At 56.9% G+C, this 15,550-nt stretch carries 13 protein-coding genes and 1 tRNA gene; 7 read left to right on the top strand and 7 right to left on the bottom strand.

Annotated features, from left to right (window positions below; translation table 11 throughout):
• Positions 1-2: 2 nt before the first annotated feature.
• The gene (locus ACR0K5_RS07250) at positions 3-1,190 is read left to right on the top strand and encodes a pyridoxal phosphate-dependent aminotransferase (RefSeq protein WP_480629034.1); all 1,188 of its coding nucleotides are present in this window, start codon (positions 3-5) and stop codon (positions 1,188-1,190) included.
• 8 nt (positions 1,191-1,198) lie between these two features.
• On the opposite strand, the gene ACR0K5_RS07255 is transcribed toward ACR0K5_RS07250, so the two are convergent.
• Positions 1,199-1,717, bottom strand: coding sequence for an outer membrane protein (locus tag ACR0K5_RS07255; RefSeq protein ID WP_480629035.1), 519 nt, complete (start codon positions 1,715-1,717; stop codon positions 1,199-1,201).
• Positions 1,718-2,133: 416 nt separating this feature from the next.
• On the opposite strand from ACR0K5_RS07255, the gene ACR0K5_RS07260 reads away from it, so the two are divergent.
• Positions 2,134-3,678 carry a trimethylamine methyltransferase family protein gene (locus tag ACR0K5_RS07260; protein WP_480629036.1) on the top strand — a complete coding sequence of 515 codons (1,545 nt, stop codon included), beginning with the start codon at positions 2,134-2,136 and terminating at the stop codon, positions 3,676-3,678.
• Between the two features lie 45 nt (positions 3,679-3,723).
• On the opposite strand, the gene ACR0K5_RS07265 is transcribed toward ACR0K5_RS07260, so the two are convergent.
• Both ACR0K5_RS07265 and ACR0K5_RS07270 read right to left on the bottom strand, forming a co-directional pair.
• Positions 3,724-3,969, bottom strand: coding sequence for an EF-hand domain-containing protein (locus tag ACR0K5_RS07265; RefSeq protein ID WP_480629037.1), 246 nt, complete (start codon positions 3,967-3,969; stop codon positions 3,724-3,726).
• A 538-nt stretch (positions 3,970-4,507) separates the two neighbouring features.
• Entirely contained in the window at positions 4,508-8,128 is a 3,621-nt protein-coding gene (locus ACR0K5_RS07270) for a vitamin B12-dependent ribonucleotide reductase (RefSeq protein WP_480629038.1), read from the bottom strand.
• A 543-nt stretch (positions 8,129-8,671) separates the two neighbouring features.
• On the opposite strand from ACR0K5_RS07270, the gene ACR0K5_RS07275 reads away from it, so the two are divergent.
• Complete coding sequence (locus tag ACR0K5_RS07275) at positions 8,672-9,106, top strand: hypothetical protein (protein WP_480629039.1); 435 nt, start codon at positions 8,672-8,674, stop codon at positions 9,104-9,106.
• A gap of 11 nt (positions 9,107-9,117) precedes the next feature.
• On the opposite strand, the gene ACR0K5_RS07280 is transcribed toward ACR0K5_RS07275, so the two are convergent.
• From ACR0K5_RS07280 to pdxH, 4 genes are all read right to left on the bottom strand, one after another.
• Positions 9,118-9,194: transfer RNA gene (locus ACR0K5_RS07280), tRNA-Pro, on the bottom strand.
• Between the two features lie 43 nt (positions 9,195-9,237).
• Positions 9,238-9,705 (bottom strand): DUF192 domain-containing protein, encoded by a 468-nt coding sequence (locus ACR0K5_RS07285; RefSeq protein WP_480629040.1) that lies wholly within the window; start codon positions 9,703-9,705, stop codon positions 9,238-9,240.
• A 5-nt stretch (positions 9,706-9,710) separates the two neighbouring features.
• On the bottom strand, positions 9,711-10,217 hold the full coding sequence (locus tag ACR0K5_RS07290) for a cold-shock protein (RefSeq protein ID WP_480629360.1): 507 nt from the start codon (positions 10,215-10,217) through the stop codon (positions 9,711-9,713).
• Between the two features lie 142 nt (positions 10,218-10,359).
• The gene (gene pdxH / locus ACR0K5_RS07295; protein WP_480629041.1) at positions 10,360-10,965 is read right to left on the bottom strand and encodes a pyridoxamine 5'-phosphate oxidase; all 606 of its coding nucleotides are present in this window, start codon (positions 10,963-10,965) and stop codon (positions 10,360-10,362) included.
• 135 nt (positions 10,966-11,100) lie between these two features.
• Here pdxH and fabI point away from each other — a divergent pair, with 135 nt between their 5' ends.
• The 4 genes from fabI (at position 11,101) to ACR0K5_RS07315 (ending at position 15,541) form a co-directional block, all read left to right on the top strand.
• Positions 11,101-11,907, top strand: a complete 807-nt coding sequence (fabI, locus tag ACR0K5_RS07300) for an enoyl-ACP reductase FabI (protein ID WP_480629042.1) — start codon at positions 11,101-11,103, stop codon at positions 11,905-11,907.
• Positions 11,908-11,911: 4 nt separating this feature from the next.
• Complete coding sequence (gene gpt, locus ACR0K5_RS07305; protein WP_480629043.1) at positions 11,912-12,421, top strand: xanthine phosphoribosyltransferase; 510 nt, start codon at positions 11,912-11,914, stop codon at positions 12,419-12,421.
• Positions 12,422-12,442: 21 nt separating this feature from the next.
• A complete protein-coding gene (locus ACR0K5_RS07310; protein WP_480629044.1) occupies positions 12,443-13,618 on the top strand; it encodes an aminotransferase in 1,176 nt (391 codons plus the stop codon).
• A gap of 81 nt (positions 13,619-13,699) precedes the next feature.
• Positions 13,700-15,541, top strand: a complete 1,842-nt coding sequence (locus ACR0K5_RS07315) for a peptidylprolyl isomerase (protein WP_480629045.1) — start codon at positions 13,700-13,702, stop codon at positions 15,539-15,541.
• Positions 15,542-15,550 lie beyond the last annotated feature (9 nt).

Genomic DNA, 15,550 nt, shown 5'->3' on the forward strand with positions numbered 1-15,550 from the left:
TTATGAAATTGTCTGAACGCATCACGCAGATCACCGGCGGCGGCAGCGACGGCTGGGAGGTGTTTTATCGGGCACGCCGGATGTTGCGCGAAGGACAAGCCGTAACTGAGTTGACGATTGGTGAGCATGACACCCGGACCGATCCTTCGATACTGCAAGCGATGGAACTCTCGGCCCGCAATGGTCACACTGGCTATGCAATGGTGCCCGGCACGGATCTGTTGCGTGACACGGTCGCCGCCCGGGTTCGGACTCGCACCGGCGTTCCGACGACACGCAACAACGTTCTCATCACGCCGGGCGGACAGGCTGCCCTGTTCGCGGCGCATATGGCTGTGTGCGATCCCGGTGATATTGGCCTGTTCCTTGACCCTTATTACGCCACCTACCCCGGTACGATTCGGGGTGTCGGAGCCATCGCCCGTGCGGTTCAGGCCACTGCTGAGGACGCCTTTCAACCCAAAGCTGAGTGGATAGATGCCGCTGCTGAAGGGGCTGTATCGCTGTTGATCAATACGCCAAACAATCCGACCGGTGTGGTCTATTCCCGTCAATCTCTTGAAGCAGTTGCTGAAGTTTGTCAGCGGCGAGACCTTTGGCTGATCTCGGACGAAGTCTATGACACGCAGGTCTGGGACGGCGAACATGTGTCTCCGCGCACGCTGCCCAACATGGCAGAGCGTACGCTGGTGGTTGGATCTATGTCCAAATCCCATGCCATGACAGGATCGCGATGTGGTTGGATCGTCGGACCCGAAGAGGTCATCAGCCACCTGATCAATCTGGCCACACACACCACGTACGGCGTTCCCGGGTTTGTTCAGGACGCTTCCAGCTTTGCGCTGACCATGGGGACTGAACTGGAAGAGAAGATTGCAGCTCCTTTCCGTCGCCGCCGTTCATTGGCAATGGACATACTGGCGGCACAAAACACTGTAGGCCTCGTGCCCGCGCAAGGTGCCATGTATCTGATGCTGGATATCCGAGCGACCGGGCTGTCAGGTGAAGACTTTGCCAACGCCCTGCTCGACACGCACAAAATTGCCGTCATGCCGGGCGAAAGCTTTGGTACGGCCGCCGCGGGCCATATTCGGGTTGCCATGACAGTGGATGATGACAGCTTCACAAGGTCATTGAGAGTGCTCTGTAATTTCGCGTCTCAGCTCGCAAAGCAGCACGCAGCTGAATAGACCCAATGCTAGAAGCGAAACGTTGTGCGCAGATTGAAGACGTTCGAATCCAAACCACCGTTGGACCGGGTGACATCGTCAAAATCCTGCCGCAGCGCTTCACCGCTGATGACAAAGTTCTCACCGATCGGATAGGCAACGCCGATTCCATAAACGGCAGCCGTGTCGCTATCGACGGATGTCTCGGCCCGCGCCGCCCCAACGACGACATACCCCAGAGCACTGCCAAAATCGTATCCACCGCGCAGTTTTAATCGGGTCATGCTGTCCAGGCTGCCCTGAGACTGGCTTAGGTTCAGGGACAGGCGGTTATATTCCAGTTCACCGCCCAGAACGAAATTTCCGAAATCCTGATCATAGCCTACATGTGCGCCAAATGCGGTGTCATCTCCGCTTGAACCGCCCGGTCCATCCGCATCCGCAAACCCAAAGCTGAGGCCCACATATCCGCCTGTCCAATCCTCTGCCATACCCTGGCTGGCGCTGGCGATCAGAGCCGCGGTAATCAGGACAGAAAGAGGTTTCAAAGTCGGGTTCAACGCAAGTTCGCTCGGGCTTCAGATCATGTGTTAGCTTATGATTTAACTGGGATCGGTTTTGTCAGAGTTCAATTCCTTGCACGTAAAGCTCAAGAGTAAGTGAATGCAGTATAACAGATTTTCGTCATTACGGGAGAAAAACTGACCCTGAATTCAATCAGACGTTTGTTGGGCGGGTATTTGCTGAAGTAAAATTCTATTGAGGTCGCAAACAGAACAGATTGCGTCGCCACGTTTTGGAATTCTTGCCTCAAACGTTGAGAGGCGGAATGACTGACCACGATTGGAAGATCAGCCTGATCAGCCGCACCATTGGTGCGGACCGGGGACGTGCGGCACGAGGGCGGCCGTAAGGGACCCTCTTTCAGTTCCCTAAAACACCACTCAACGATCGGAAAACCGAAATGAACGACCAATCCCGCAACACCTCGCGCAGCGGCGGTCGCGCCGCGCGTCGCGCGGCCCGTGCAACTGCATTGCCTGACCATCTGCGCCCCGTGCGCCCCGGAATGGAGGGCGGTGTTCTGAATGTCCTCACCCAGGCACAGATCGAACGTATCCACGAGGCCGCACTGACCGCACTTGAAACTATTGGTCTGGCTGACGCCCCACAAAGCGGTATCGACTATCTGGTTGGTGCAGGCTGTACATCGGGTGACGACGGCCGCATCCGCTTCCCCCGTGCCCTAGTCGAAGACACGATCGCAAAAGCGAACCGGTCAGTCACATTGTTCAGCCGCGACGGAAAAACTGATCTGGAACTGGCAGGTACCAAAGTCCATTACGGCACGGCTGGCGCTGCTGTTTCCATGGTTGACGTTCACGGTCGTAAATATCGCGATTCAACCGTGCAAGACCTGCATGATGCCGCACGGATCTGCCAACAGCTTGACAACATTCACTTTGTTCAACGCCCCATGGTGTGCCGCGACATCGCGGACAACCTTGAGATGGACCTGAACACAATCTACGCCAGCTGTTCAGGAACGTTCAAACACATCGGCACATCCTTCACGGAACCCAGCCACGTCGCCCCTGCGATGGAGATGATCTACATGATCGCCGGCGGCGAAGATAAGTATCGCGAGCGGCCTTTCGTGTCGAACTCCAACTGCTTTGTCGTACCGCCGATGAAATTCGCAACCGAAAGCTGCGAAGTGATGGAGGAATGCATTAAGGCCGGGATGCCGGTGCTGTTGCTGTCAGCTGGAATGGCCGGTGCCACCGCGCCATCGACCATCGCTGGAGCAATTGCTCAGGCCACCGCGGAATGCCTTGCCGGTTTGGTTTATGTAAACGCCGTAAGCCCCGGTGCCCCCGCAATTTTTGGCACTTGGCCCTTCGGCCTCGATCTGCGAACCGGCGCAATGTCTATCGGTTCGGGTGAGCAAGCCCTGCTGACGGCTGGCTGCGCTCAGATGCATCGCTTTTATGATTTGCCGGGTGGCGCAGCAGCCGGTGCGTCAGATTCGAAACTGCCCGACATGCAGGCCGGATGGGAGCAGATGTGTTCGAACGTAATGGCCGGTCTGTCCGGGTTGAACATGGTGTATGAGGCCGCTGGTATGCACGCTTCACTGCTGGGTTTCTGCTTCGAAAGCCTCATCCTCAGCGACGACCTGATCGGTCAGGCACAACGCTGTGTGCGCGGGGTCGAAGTGACGGATGAAACCCTCGCACTGGATCAGATCGCGTCAGTATGCATGGGTGGCCCGGGCCATTATCTGGGAACGGATGCAACCCTCAGCCGGATGCAGGCCGACTATGTCTATCCGACCTTTGGCGACCGCTCTTCCCCTAAGGAATGGGTCGAACTCGGCAAACCGGATCTGGTTGAAAAGGCAATAGCCCGAAAGGAAGAGATCCTGTCGACGCCCTCGGCTGCCCGGTTCGACCCACTGCTCGACGCGGAGCTTCGGGAAAAGTTCAACATTCACTTGCCCGCATAACATACGAAAAGGTGGCCCGAAGACCTTCGGGCCACCTTTTTTTGTTTACCCGTCGCTGGGTGGAAGCAATCCTGCTTCTTGCGCAATTGCCACCTCATCAGCGTCCAACGCCCCGTCGCCGTTTGCGTCCATCGCCGAGAAGGTATCGGCGTCAACTTCTGGCAATACGGCCTGAATTTCTTCGATGGTCAGAACGCCATCACCATTTACATCGGTTGAGGACTGCGCCGAGAGCACTCCCGGCAAGGTCAGAGCAGCGATGGAAATCCCAATCAAATACTGCGGTTTCATTTTGGTGCCTCCTGGATAGGTTGTTTATGTCTTCGTCCGGACAGGCCCCAGAAACACTGTAAGACCGAGGGCGTCACCCGTTTTGCGCGATTGCCGGGAATTCGCGCCAATCCTTGCGTGTTTGCCCGAGTCGGGGTCGCAAAGCGCCGCCGGGCAAAACTCCGCCAGACCCGTTTCGGCGGGTCTGGCCCGACACGCACGGCCCGATCCGGCAAGAGCGCGCCTATCCCGGCAACTCGGCGCAAAAAGAAAGGGGGCCGAAGCCCCCTGTCAGTTTCGCCTTCCAGGCTCATTTCGTTGACCGCCCGGTATTTTTTTGCCTGCGGCCTGGACTGCGCATGGGGCGAGCGCACCCGCCCCGTGAAAGAGTGGGAGGGAGCAAATATTCCGCCCCACCCTGTTCCCGGCCAACACGGGCATGTCGGCCGAGTGGAGAAAGGTCAGTTGGTAAGTCTCAAACCATTTCTCCGTATTCGTCGGGGTCGGTTACTTAGGGCAGCGTCCGACCCCTACGCCCCGGGGTGCCGGGGCGTTGTTCTCAGCTACACCCGCTTGTCGCACCGCAAGTGTTGCATTTCATGCAGGTACCGTTGCGCACCAACGTGTAGTTCCCGCATTCGCCACACGGGTCACCCTCATAGCCCTGCATCTTGGCCTTGGTGCGGGCATCCATGCTGGTGGCCACGGCCGTTTCGGTAGCTGGCGCTTCGAAAGCAGCCGCCGATTCAGCCATACCGTTCAACTCAGCCTGACCCGCATTGAATACCGCCAGATCCTGTGGCAAACGCTTGCGCAGATAGCCGGTCGAGCTGATTTGCTTCAGCACTTCCAAAGACTTGGATGCGGCACTTTCACTGATTTCCGAGACGTTCGAGACACTCTCGTCCTCGCCTCGACCCAGATCGTCGAAGGTTGCGCCTTCGGGTTTCACATGGGCCAGATCGGTGCGGTCCAGATAGGACACGGCCAGCTCGCGGAAGATGTAGTCCAGGATCGACGTCGCGTTCTTGATCGAGTCGTTGCCCTGCACCATCCCCGCCGGTTCGAACTTGGTGAAGGTGAAGGCATCCACGAACTCTTCCAGCGGCACGCCGTATTGCAGGCCGACCGACACCGCGATGGCAAAGTTGTTCATCATCGCCCGGAAGCCAGCGCCTTCCTTGTGCATGTCGATGAAAATTTCACCCAATTGGCCGTCTTCGAATTCACCTGTGCGCAGGTACACCTTGTGACCACCGACAATCGCCTTCTGAGTATAGCCCTTGCGGCGATGTGGCAATTTCTCGCGATGGCTGCGGATGATCTCTTTGACCACAACCTTCTCGATCACCTTCTCGGCCAGAACGACGGCTTTTTCCTGCGCCGATCCGCTTTCGAGCACTTCTGCCGCTTCATCATCATCCTCAACCAGCGCCGCTGCCAGCGGCTGGCTGAGTTTCGAGCCGTCGCGGTACAACGCGTTGGCCTTCACACCCAGCGACCAGCTGAGTTCGTAGGCCTTTTGGCAATCCTCGATCGTCGCGTCATTCGGCATGTTGATCGTTTTTGAGATCGCACCCGAGATGAAGCTTTGCGCCGCCGCCATCATGGTGATGTGGCTGTCAACACCAAGGAAACGCTTGCCTTTCTTCCCGCACGGGTTGGCGCAATCGAAGATCGCGTAGTGCTCTTCCTTCAGATGTGGTGCACCTTCCAGAGTCATTGTTCCGCAAACGTGGTCGTTGGCTGCTTCGATATCTGCGCGGGTGAAACCCAGATGACGCAGCAGATCGAAAGTCGGGTCGTTCAGCTTGGTTGCCGGGATGCCCAGAACGCCGGTGCAGAAATCTTCTCCCAGTGTCCACTGGTTGAAGACGAACCGGATGTCGAAGGCACTTTCCAGCGCGGCATCCACCTTGGCCAACTCGTTCGGACCAAAGCCATGACCGGTAAGCGAGGTGTGGTTGATCCCCGGCGCGTTCCCGATGGTGCCGTGGCCGACTGCATAGCCCACAATCTCTTCGATCTGAGACGAGGAATAACCCAGCTTCTCAAGCGCGGATGGCACCGAGCGGTTGATGATCTTGAAGTAACCACCACCGGCCAGTTTCTTGAACTTGACCAGAGCGAAGTCGGGCTCGATCCCGGTGGTGTCGCAATCCATCACCAGACCGATGGTGCCGGTGGGCGCGATCACGGTGGCCTGCGCGTTGCGGTAGCCGTTCTTTTCACCGAGACTCAGCGCCTCGTCCCAGGCTGACATGGCCAGATCGACCAGCCGCTTGTCCGGGCAGTTTCCGTGATCCAGAGGCACAGGCTTGACTGCCAGTTTCTCGTACCCGTCTGTTACGCCCTGCGAAGCACGACGGTGGTTGCGGATGACGCGCAGCATGTGGTCGGCGTTGCGTTCGTAGCCTTTGAACGGGCCAAGCTCTCCGGCGATCTCAGCCGAGGTGGCATAGGCAACGCCTGTCATGATTGCGGTCAGAGCGCCACAGATCGAACGCCCCTCGTCCGAGTCATAGCTGTAGCCCATGTTCATCAGCAGACCGCCAATATTGGCATAGCCCAGACCCAGCGTGCGGAAGTCGTAAGAAAGTTGCGCGATTTCCTTCGACGGGAATTGCGCCATCGTCACCGAGATTTCCAGTGTGAGGGTCCACAGGCGCGAAGCATGCATATAGTCCGCCGCCTGGAACTCCCCATCCTTCAGGAACGTCAGCAGGTTCATCGACGCCAGGTTGCAGGCCGTGTCATCCAGGAACATGTATTCCGAGCACGGGTTCGAGCCGCGAATCTCACCATCTTCGGGGCAAGTGTGCCATTCGTTGACCGTGTCGTGGAACTGAATACCCGGATCAGCGCAAGCCCATGCCGCATGGCCGACTTTCTCCCACAGATCGCGCGCCTTGACGGTCTTTGCCACTTTGCCGTCGGTGCGATTGATCAGCTCCCAATCCGCGTCTTTCTCAACTGCGGTCAGAAACGCGTTGGTTACACGGATAGAGTTGTTCGAGTTCTGGCCGGAAACCGAGCTGTAAGCTTCCGAATCCCAGTCCGTATCATAGGTCGGGAATTCGATACTGTCGTGCCCTTGCTTGGCGTAATCCAGCACACGCTTGATGTAAGTCTCTGGTATCGCGACTTTTTTCGCCTCGCGAACCGCTGCTTTCAACGCATCGTTCTTGTTCGGGTCATAAGCATCATCAGCAACGCCGTCCCACGTGCGGATAGCCTCGAAAATACCGTTCAGCATTTTCTCATGCATCTTCGATCCGGCAACGATCGAGGCAACTTTCTGCTCTTCGATCACCTTCCATTCGATGAATTGCTCGATGTCCGGGTGATCTGCATCGACGATCACCATCTTTGCTGCCCGACGAGTTGTCCCGCCTGATTTGATCGCGCCAGCGGCCCGGTCGCCGATCTTGAGGAAGCCCATCAGCCCCGAGGACTTGCCGCCACCCGACAGCGCTTCACCAGCCGCGCGCAGATGGCTGAAGTTGGTGCCGGTACCCGAGCCGTATTTGAACAGGCGCGCCTCACGCACCCACAGGTCCATGATGCCGCCTTCGTTCACCAGATCATCGTCAACGGACTGGATGAAGCACGCATGCGGCTGCGGATGTTCGTAAGCGGATTTCGATTTGGTCAGCTTGCCGGTTTTATAATCGACATAGTGGTGCCCCTGCGCCGGACCGTCGATGCCGTAAGCCCAGTGCAGGCCGGTGTTGAACCACTGCGGGCTATTCGGTGCGGCGCGCTGCGTCGCCAACATATACCGCATCTCGTCGAAATAGGCGCGCGCGTCATCCTCGGTCGAGAAGTAACCACCCTTCCAGCCCCAGTACGCCCAGGCACCTGCCAGACGGTCGAATACCTGCTTCGAGGATGTTTCCCCATCGAAGTCGGCGCCATCCGCAGGAATCGAGCGCCACAGGAATTCGGGAACGTCTTTTTCCTTCACTTTCTTCAGCTTGGAGGGAACGCCCGCCTTGCGGAAATATTTCTGCGCGATCACATCACTTGCGACCTGTGACCAGCTGGAAGGGACTTCAATGTCGTCGAGACGAAAGACAATTGTACCGTCCGGATTACGGATTTCAGACGTTGCGGACACAAAATTCAGTTCCGCGTAGGCATCCTGATCTGGTTTGGTGAATTTTCTTTCAATCTTCATGTCCGCAGCCTTGGTTAATACAGCTCAATTTCCGATTCCCGACACCAAATCTTGTGTTGCGGGGTGTCGCCCACAACGCCCTGAGAAGCGCGCAAAAAGGTACCATTCGCTGCCTGAGGCAGCGTAAAGCCGCTATTACGGCCGCACGTTAATCGACTGTGCTTATCCGACCCTCGCCCGCTGCCCTTTCCGGCTTATACACCAGATATTGTGGCAATCTCTTTGGCTCATACAATTTGACGTATGTACCCCTAGAAGGTCAACGCTCTTTTTCGGTCATTTTTGAAATCTTTTATATTGACCTAACTGCTGCGGTGGCCCGCTTGCGCGCGGGTTGCGATTCCTCCACAACTTCATCCACGGCAAATTTCCGCCGACGTTTTGAAGTCTCAAAACGAATTCCCGTTTTTACCAGCATAGTTATCTGCATTTGATCAACTAATGCCATGCCGATTAGGCTGAAGGGGAATCACAGCCGCCCAGGCAATCAGACCCGCGCCATATGCTGGATGAAGCGCCCAAGAGTGAGAAGGCTCAGAACGAATGAAGTTGTTTCATTTTAGCCCGGCCATAGCCTGCATCGTGGCGTGCACACCACAAGATGTGCCCGTCGCGTCACGCAGCGCACAGTTTGAAACCTTCCCTCAGCGACTGTTCGATACGTTTGAAACCAGTTGTTCAGGCCCTGGTGAGTCTTTTAGGAAAATCGGGAATCGAACCTTCGAATGCAGTGAATTCCTGCCGCCTAAGACAACGGCTTTTCTGATTCTGAACTATGACGGGCATCCTCAGGATCTTCCGCAAAGCGTCGTGCGCCTTACGTCGACGAAAACAAACACCGGATATCGCGTAGACGCACGCGTTTTCTTCCATGTGCCGCAGAAATCCGGCACCGCGGTTGAAGTTCCCGTTGAAAGCAAGGTTTTGAACCAAGCCATCAGCGAGCTCTACCAAACAATGGGAGGCTCGCCGAACTAGCTTGATGGAAGTGGTCGGGGCGGCAGGATTCGAACCTACGACCCCCTGTACCCAAAACAGGTGCGCTACCAGACTGCGCCACGCCCCGGACCGTGCGCCTTCCTAACGATGCCGATCTGATTTGAAAAGCCCTAACAGGGCCAAATTGCAGGTCCTTGCGAAAAAATTTCGTGCTTCATCTGTGTCCCAGGCCGGATGGAGTAGCGCGCAGACAATCCGGCATTAATTTCCAACACTGCAAATACGGAATCGCCGCCTTCAATCGGTGTAAGATCCCCGGGAATCGCCCCTTCATGCACACGCGTTACCGTACCGGTGCGATCCAGAAAAATCATATCGAGCGGGATCAGAGTGTTCTTCATCCAGAACGCGACGGGCTGCGGCGGATCGAAAACGAACACCATGCCGGATCGATTCGGCAACGACTCGCGAAACATCAAACCGCGAGATCGCTCTTGCGGCGTAACGGCGATTTCCACGTCAAATTGCACCGTCGCACTGTTATTTCTGAGCGTTACCCGGTCTGCCCTGCAAGCAGCAGCAGCTACTCCTGCCCACATCGTTAAAAGTATGGTCAAGAATGCCAGATGCCGTTTCATGCGATTCAGCTGTCCAATGCTGCTTCCCAGGCCAGAACCTGCGCGGCCATCCGGCCCCGCTTGCCGTCAATCACTCTCATTGCCAGCGCTTCGCCAGGCTGCAGATCGGCGAGCCCCGAGCGACGCAACACCTCAATGTGAAGGAACACGTCTTCGCCACGTCCAAAGACATTCGCGAAGCCAAAACCCTTGCCTTTGTCGAACCATTTCACCCGAGCGGCTTCCAGAGGCGCTTCTGCGATAACCACCGGATCCAGCTCGGCGAAATCGGCAAGCATCATCGAGTCGGTCCGCGCCGGTGGATCAATGGCAACAACCTCTACCGCCTGAACCCCTCGGTCCGTGCGGTGAGTCATGATTTCGATGCTGGCACCGTCAGCGACAGAGCTCTGGCCGAAGTTGCGCAGAACATTCACGTGCAACAGGATATCCGGGCCGCCCTCTTCAGATACGACAAAGCCATAACCCTTTGCAGGGTCGAACCATTTTACGTGTCCACGGACGCGATACATGTTGTTCAGGTCTTCTGGCACGGTTTTCCCATCGCGAATATCAGCAGTTCGTTAAGGGTTTGTTGTTTATGGGAATGACAGGCAAATTCAAGCTGAAAAAATCGTTTATTTTCTGCCTGTTGCATTTCACGACACGTGAACGTCATGGATTCAACCTTTCAACATGCCATGCCGATCCCGGCTCAATTCGTTGCCATCTGAACCGATCATGCAAACGGAATGTTCCATCGGCCCAGAACTCAATCTCAGTCGGCGTCAATCTGTACCCGCCCCAAAATGGGGGACGTGGCGGATTCGGCCCAAGTTTCGCGGTCACTTTCGCGACCTCTGCCATCAAAGCTGTCCGGCTTGAAAGTGGTTGCGACTGCTTTGAAGCCCACGCGCCCAACCGGCTTTTCAATGACCTTGATGCATAATACTCATCTGCCTGGGGCCCATTTTCACGACATATTGTACCACGAACACGAAGCTGGCGCCGCAAAGATTTCCAATGCATCACAAACGCAGCTTTTCTGGCAGTATCCAGTTCTCGGGCTTTGGCGCTTTCGTAGTTTGTATAGAAAACAAACGAATCCGCCTCGATTTCCTTCAGCAACACCATGCGTGCATTTGGCAAACCGTCCGTATCAACGGTTGCAAGCGCAATCGCATTCGGGTCGTTCAATTCAGTTTCTTCAGCCTCAGCCAGCCACCGTGCCGCTATTTCAAACGGATCGGAGCCAGCAAAGATGCCATCACGCTCGGTCATTTCCATCCCCTGGAAAGTATTAACGACGAACCTAAGGCGAGAACCCGCTGCGGGCAAGAGCGCACGGCCTTGATGCAACGCAACCAATGGCATAAACCAACTCAACATAACGCGAAGACAGGCGGAGAACCGAACATGTCAAATCAGTTGATGGCCGGCAAACGCGGCCTCATCATGGGACTGGCCAATGACAAATCAATCGCATGGGGAATCGCCCGCGCCTTGTCGAATGCCGGGGCCGAGCTGGCCTTTTCCTACCAAGGCGACGCTCTGAAAAAGCGCGTCGACCCGCTGGCGGCGCAATTGGGGAGCGAAATCGTTCTGCCCTGCGACGTCAGTGACGAAGCGTCGATCGATGCACTTTTCACGGGGCTGGAAGAGAAATGGGGCAAACTGGACTTTATCGTTCACGCAATCGGCTTTTCTGACAAGAACGAACTTCGCGGACGGTATGTCGACACCAGCCGGGCAAATTTCAATCTGACGATGGATGTGTCGGTCTATTCCTTCACCGCCGTGATGCAGCGCGCCGAAAAGATGATGACAGAAGGCGGCAGCGCCGTGACGCTCACCTATTACGGCGCCGAGCAGGTCATGCCACACTATAACGTGATGGGCGTTGCCAAGGCCGCGCTGGAAGCATCGGTAAAATACCTGGCCGAAGATCTGGGCAAGGATGGCATCCGGGTCAATTCGATTTCCGCGGGTCCGATCAAGACATTGGCCGCCAGTGGTATCGGCGATTTCCGCTATATCATGAAGTGGAACGAATATAACTCGCCCCTGCGCCGCAACGTGACGATCGATGACGTCGGCAACTCGGCGCTGTATCTGTTGTCGGATCTGTCCAGCGGTGTAACAGGTGAGAATCTGCACGTGGATTCGGGTTATCACATTGTCGGCATGAAGGCCGTTGACGCCCCGGACGTTGAAAAAGGTTAATAACATGAGCGCCAAGGACCGCCTGCCCCACGAAAAAGGCTTTCACATCAGTTGGGACCAGATTCATCGCGATTCGCGTGCTCTGGCCTGGCGTCTGGACGGGCAAGGCCCCGATGACGGCAACTGGCGTGCCGTTGTCGCGATCACGCGCGGGGGCATGGCCCCTGCAATGATCGTCAGTCGTGAGTTGGACATCCGCACAGTCGACACGATCAGCGTGCGTTCGTACCACCACCAGGAACAGGGTGAGGCAGAAGTGCTGAAAGCTCCGGACGCCGATCTGATGGGCGACGGAACCGCTATTCTGGTCATCGATGATCTGGTCGACAGCGGCAAGACGCTGGAACTGGTACGGGAAATGTACCCGAACGCGCATTTCGCCACTGTGTACGCCAAACCCAAAGGCCGACCGATGGTGGATACGTTCATCACCGAGGTCAGCCAGGACACGTGGATCTTTTTCCCGTGGGATATGGCCCTTCAATATGTCGAGCCGTATCGCGGCACCGATTGATTCCAGAACAGTAGACCGCACATGACGCTCAGCCGTACCGCCGCAACATTCGCCCCTCCGGTGATGGAGGCGCGCCGATGGGTCGAGGGCGTTACGTTCCCGCCCGATCGCCCGTTGATCAACGTCAGCCAGGCGGCCCCGGTTGATCCGCCGCCGCTGGCCTTGCGTGAGGCGATGGCCGAGTTTGCCGTGCGCGAAGACAGCGCACACCTATATGGCCCCGTGTTGGGAAATGACGATCTGCGCGCTGAGTTGTCGGCGCAGATCAACGCGCACTACGCGGGCAAGACTGATGCATCTCAGATCGCAATAACCTCGGGTTGCAATCAGGCTTTTTCGGCCGTGATATCGGCAATCACCGGCGAAACGGATGAGGTCATCCTGCCAACCCCTTGGTATTTCAACCACAAAATGTGGCTGGATATGGCGGGTGTACACGCTGTGGACTTGCCAACAGGAGACGACCTGCTGCCAGATCCCGAGCGTGCACGTGGTTTGATAACAGATAAGACACGCGCCATCGCCTTGGTCACACCCAACAATCCGGGCGGTGTCGAATACCCTTCTGAACTAGTTCGTGCTTTCTATGACTTGGCACGTGAAACCGGGATTCGCCTGATCGTCGATGAAACATACCGTGATTTCGACAGTCGCACTGGCCCCCCGCATGATCTGTTTCAGCAACCTGAATGGGACGAAACACTTGTCCACCTTTACTCGTTTTCCAAAGCTTATCGCCTGACGGGTCACCGGGTTGGTGCCATCGCTACAAGCCAGGCACTGTTGGCCGAGGTGGAGAAATTCCTCGACACGGTCGCCATTTGCCCGGGCCAGATCGGCCAGTTCGCAGCGTTATGGGGTATGCAGAACCTGTCGCAATGGCTGGCTGGTGAGCGCGATGAAATTCTGGACCGCCGCGCAGCTATTGCAGATGGGATGCCAACGCTGGAAGCCAAGGGTTGGCGCCTTTTGGGCCTTGGTGCTTATTTTGCGTATCTCGAACACCCTTTTGACATGCCGTCGGATGAACTTGCCCGTCGTTTGGTAAGCGAAGCCGGCGTGCTGCTGTTACCTGGCACCATGTTCATGCCCGATCATGACCCGGCTGGAAAACGGCAGGTGCGCATTGCCTTTGCCAACCTGGACCGGCCCGGGTTGGGCCAACTGTTCAACCGTTTGCAGGGCCTGTCCTTCTGAGCTTGCCCCTCGGCGGTGTGCGTCGTATTCAGGGCCGCAACCGACAGGGCAGAACGCTGCCGTAAAAAACAAGAGGGCATCATGGCCGCAGGCGCTAAAAGTCTTTCGAAAACCTTTGTCTGGATTCTGATGGGCCTGCTGATGCTGGGTCTTGCGGGCTTCGGCGCGGTCAACCTCAGCGGGACAATCCGCACGGTTGCGCAAGTCGGCGATGAAAGCATCTCGGTCGAAGATTACGTGCGCGAACTGCAACGTGAAATCCGCGCCGTTGAAGCACAAACCGGTCAACCTCTGCAAATGTCGCAAGCGCGCGAGTTGGGCCTGGATCGCACCGCCCTAGCCCGCCTGACAGCTTTGGCAGCTCTGGACAACGAGGTCGGTCAGCTTGGCCTGTCCATCGGCGACGAGAACCTGCAGCAGGAAATCGTCTCCATCCCGGCGTTTCAGGGGGTCAACGGAAGCTTTGATCGCGAATCCTATCGCTTTCAACTGGAACAGGTCGGCATGACGGATTCCGAATTCGAATCGGACCTGCGCAAGGAATCCGCCCGAACGATTGTGCAGGGCGCAATCATGGGCGGTGTTAAAATGCCCGCAACACTGACGGACTCAATGGCCGACTATATCGGTGCGCGTCGCAGCTTTACGGTTGCAACTGTTGGAACAGAAGCTCTGGAAACACCTGTGGCTGAACCAACGGATGCACAGATCCAGACATTCTATGACGACAACGGTGATCAATTCACCCTGCCCCGCACCAAACAACTGACCTATGCGATTCTGTCGCCCTCTATGTTGGTCGACACAGTCGAAGTCGATGAAGATGCTTTGCGCGGCCTTTATGAAGAACGGTCCGACGAATACAATCAACCCGAACGCCGTCTGGTGGAACGTCTGAACTTTCCGAACGAACAAGCTGCAAATGACGCTTTGGCGCAGCTTGAAGTTGGTGGCACGACTTTTGAGCAACTGGTTCGCGATCGCGACCTGGAACTCAGCGACATTGATCTGGGCGACGTAACACGCGAAGAGCTGGGCGAAGCTGCGGACGCTGTGTTTGCGGCCGAGCTTGACGCGGTCGTCGGCCCGTTGCCATCGGTATTTGGTCCGGCCCTGTTCCGCGTCAACGGATCGCTAGCCGCAAACAACGTGCCGTTTGAGGACGCCGAACCTGCCCTGCGGGAAGAGCTGGCAACTGAACGCGCACGCCGCCTCATCGAGGCGCAATCCGAAGATATCAACGACATGTTGGCCGGCGGTGCCACTCTGGAAGAGCTGGCAGACGAAACGGAAATGGAACTGGGCCAGATCAACTGGACCCGCGACAGCGCCGAAAGCATTGCAGCTTATGACGGGTTCCGCGCGGCCGCCGAAGCCGTGCAGGACGGAGATTTCCCTGAAATCGCATTCCTCGAAGATGGGTCCATTTTTGCCCTGCGCCTCAACGATGTTCTTCCACGTCGCCCGGAACCACTGGATAGCGCGCGGGATCGTGTTGCGGCAGCCTGGAAACAGGCCGAAACCAACAAGGCCCTGCGGGATCAGGCAAATACCGCGCTGAGCCAACTGGCCACGGACGGTGACTTTGCCGCGACCGGGCTACCTTTCCGCGTGGAAAACGCCCTGACCCGCACTGCGTTTCTCGATGACGTTCCTGCCAATTTCATGAACGAAGTGTTCGCGATGGAACCGGGCGAGTTGCGTGTCATCGGCGGCAACGGTGCGGCCTTGATTGTGCGCCTGGACGAAATCCTGCCTCCGGCGGATACGGATGAGCTGCGTCAGTTGCGCGATGCTTTGGGCACGCAAATGGATCAGGCTCTGGCGCAGAACATTTTCGACGCTTATGTGCGTGACGCCCAGACCCGGGCGCGCCCCGTAGTGGATCAGCAGGCGCTGAACGCCGTGCAGGCAAGCTATTAGTACGAGACC

This window comes from Ruegeria sp. AB9 (assembly GCF_056542585.1).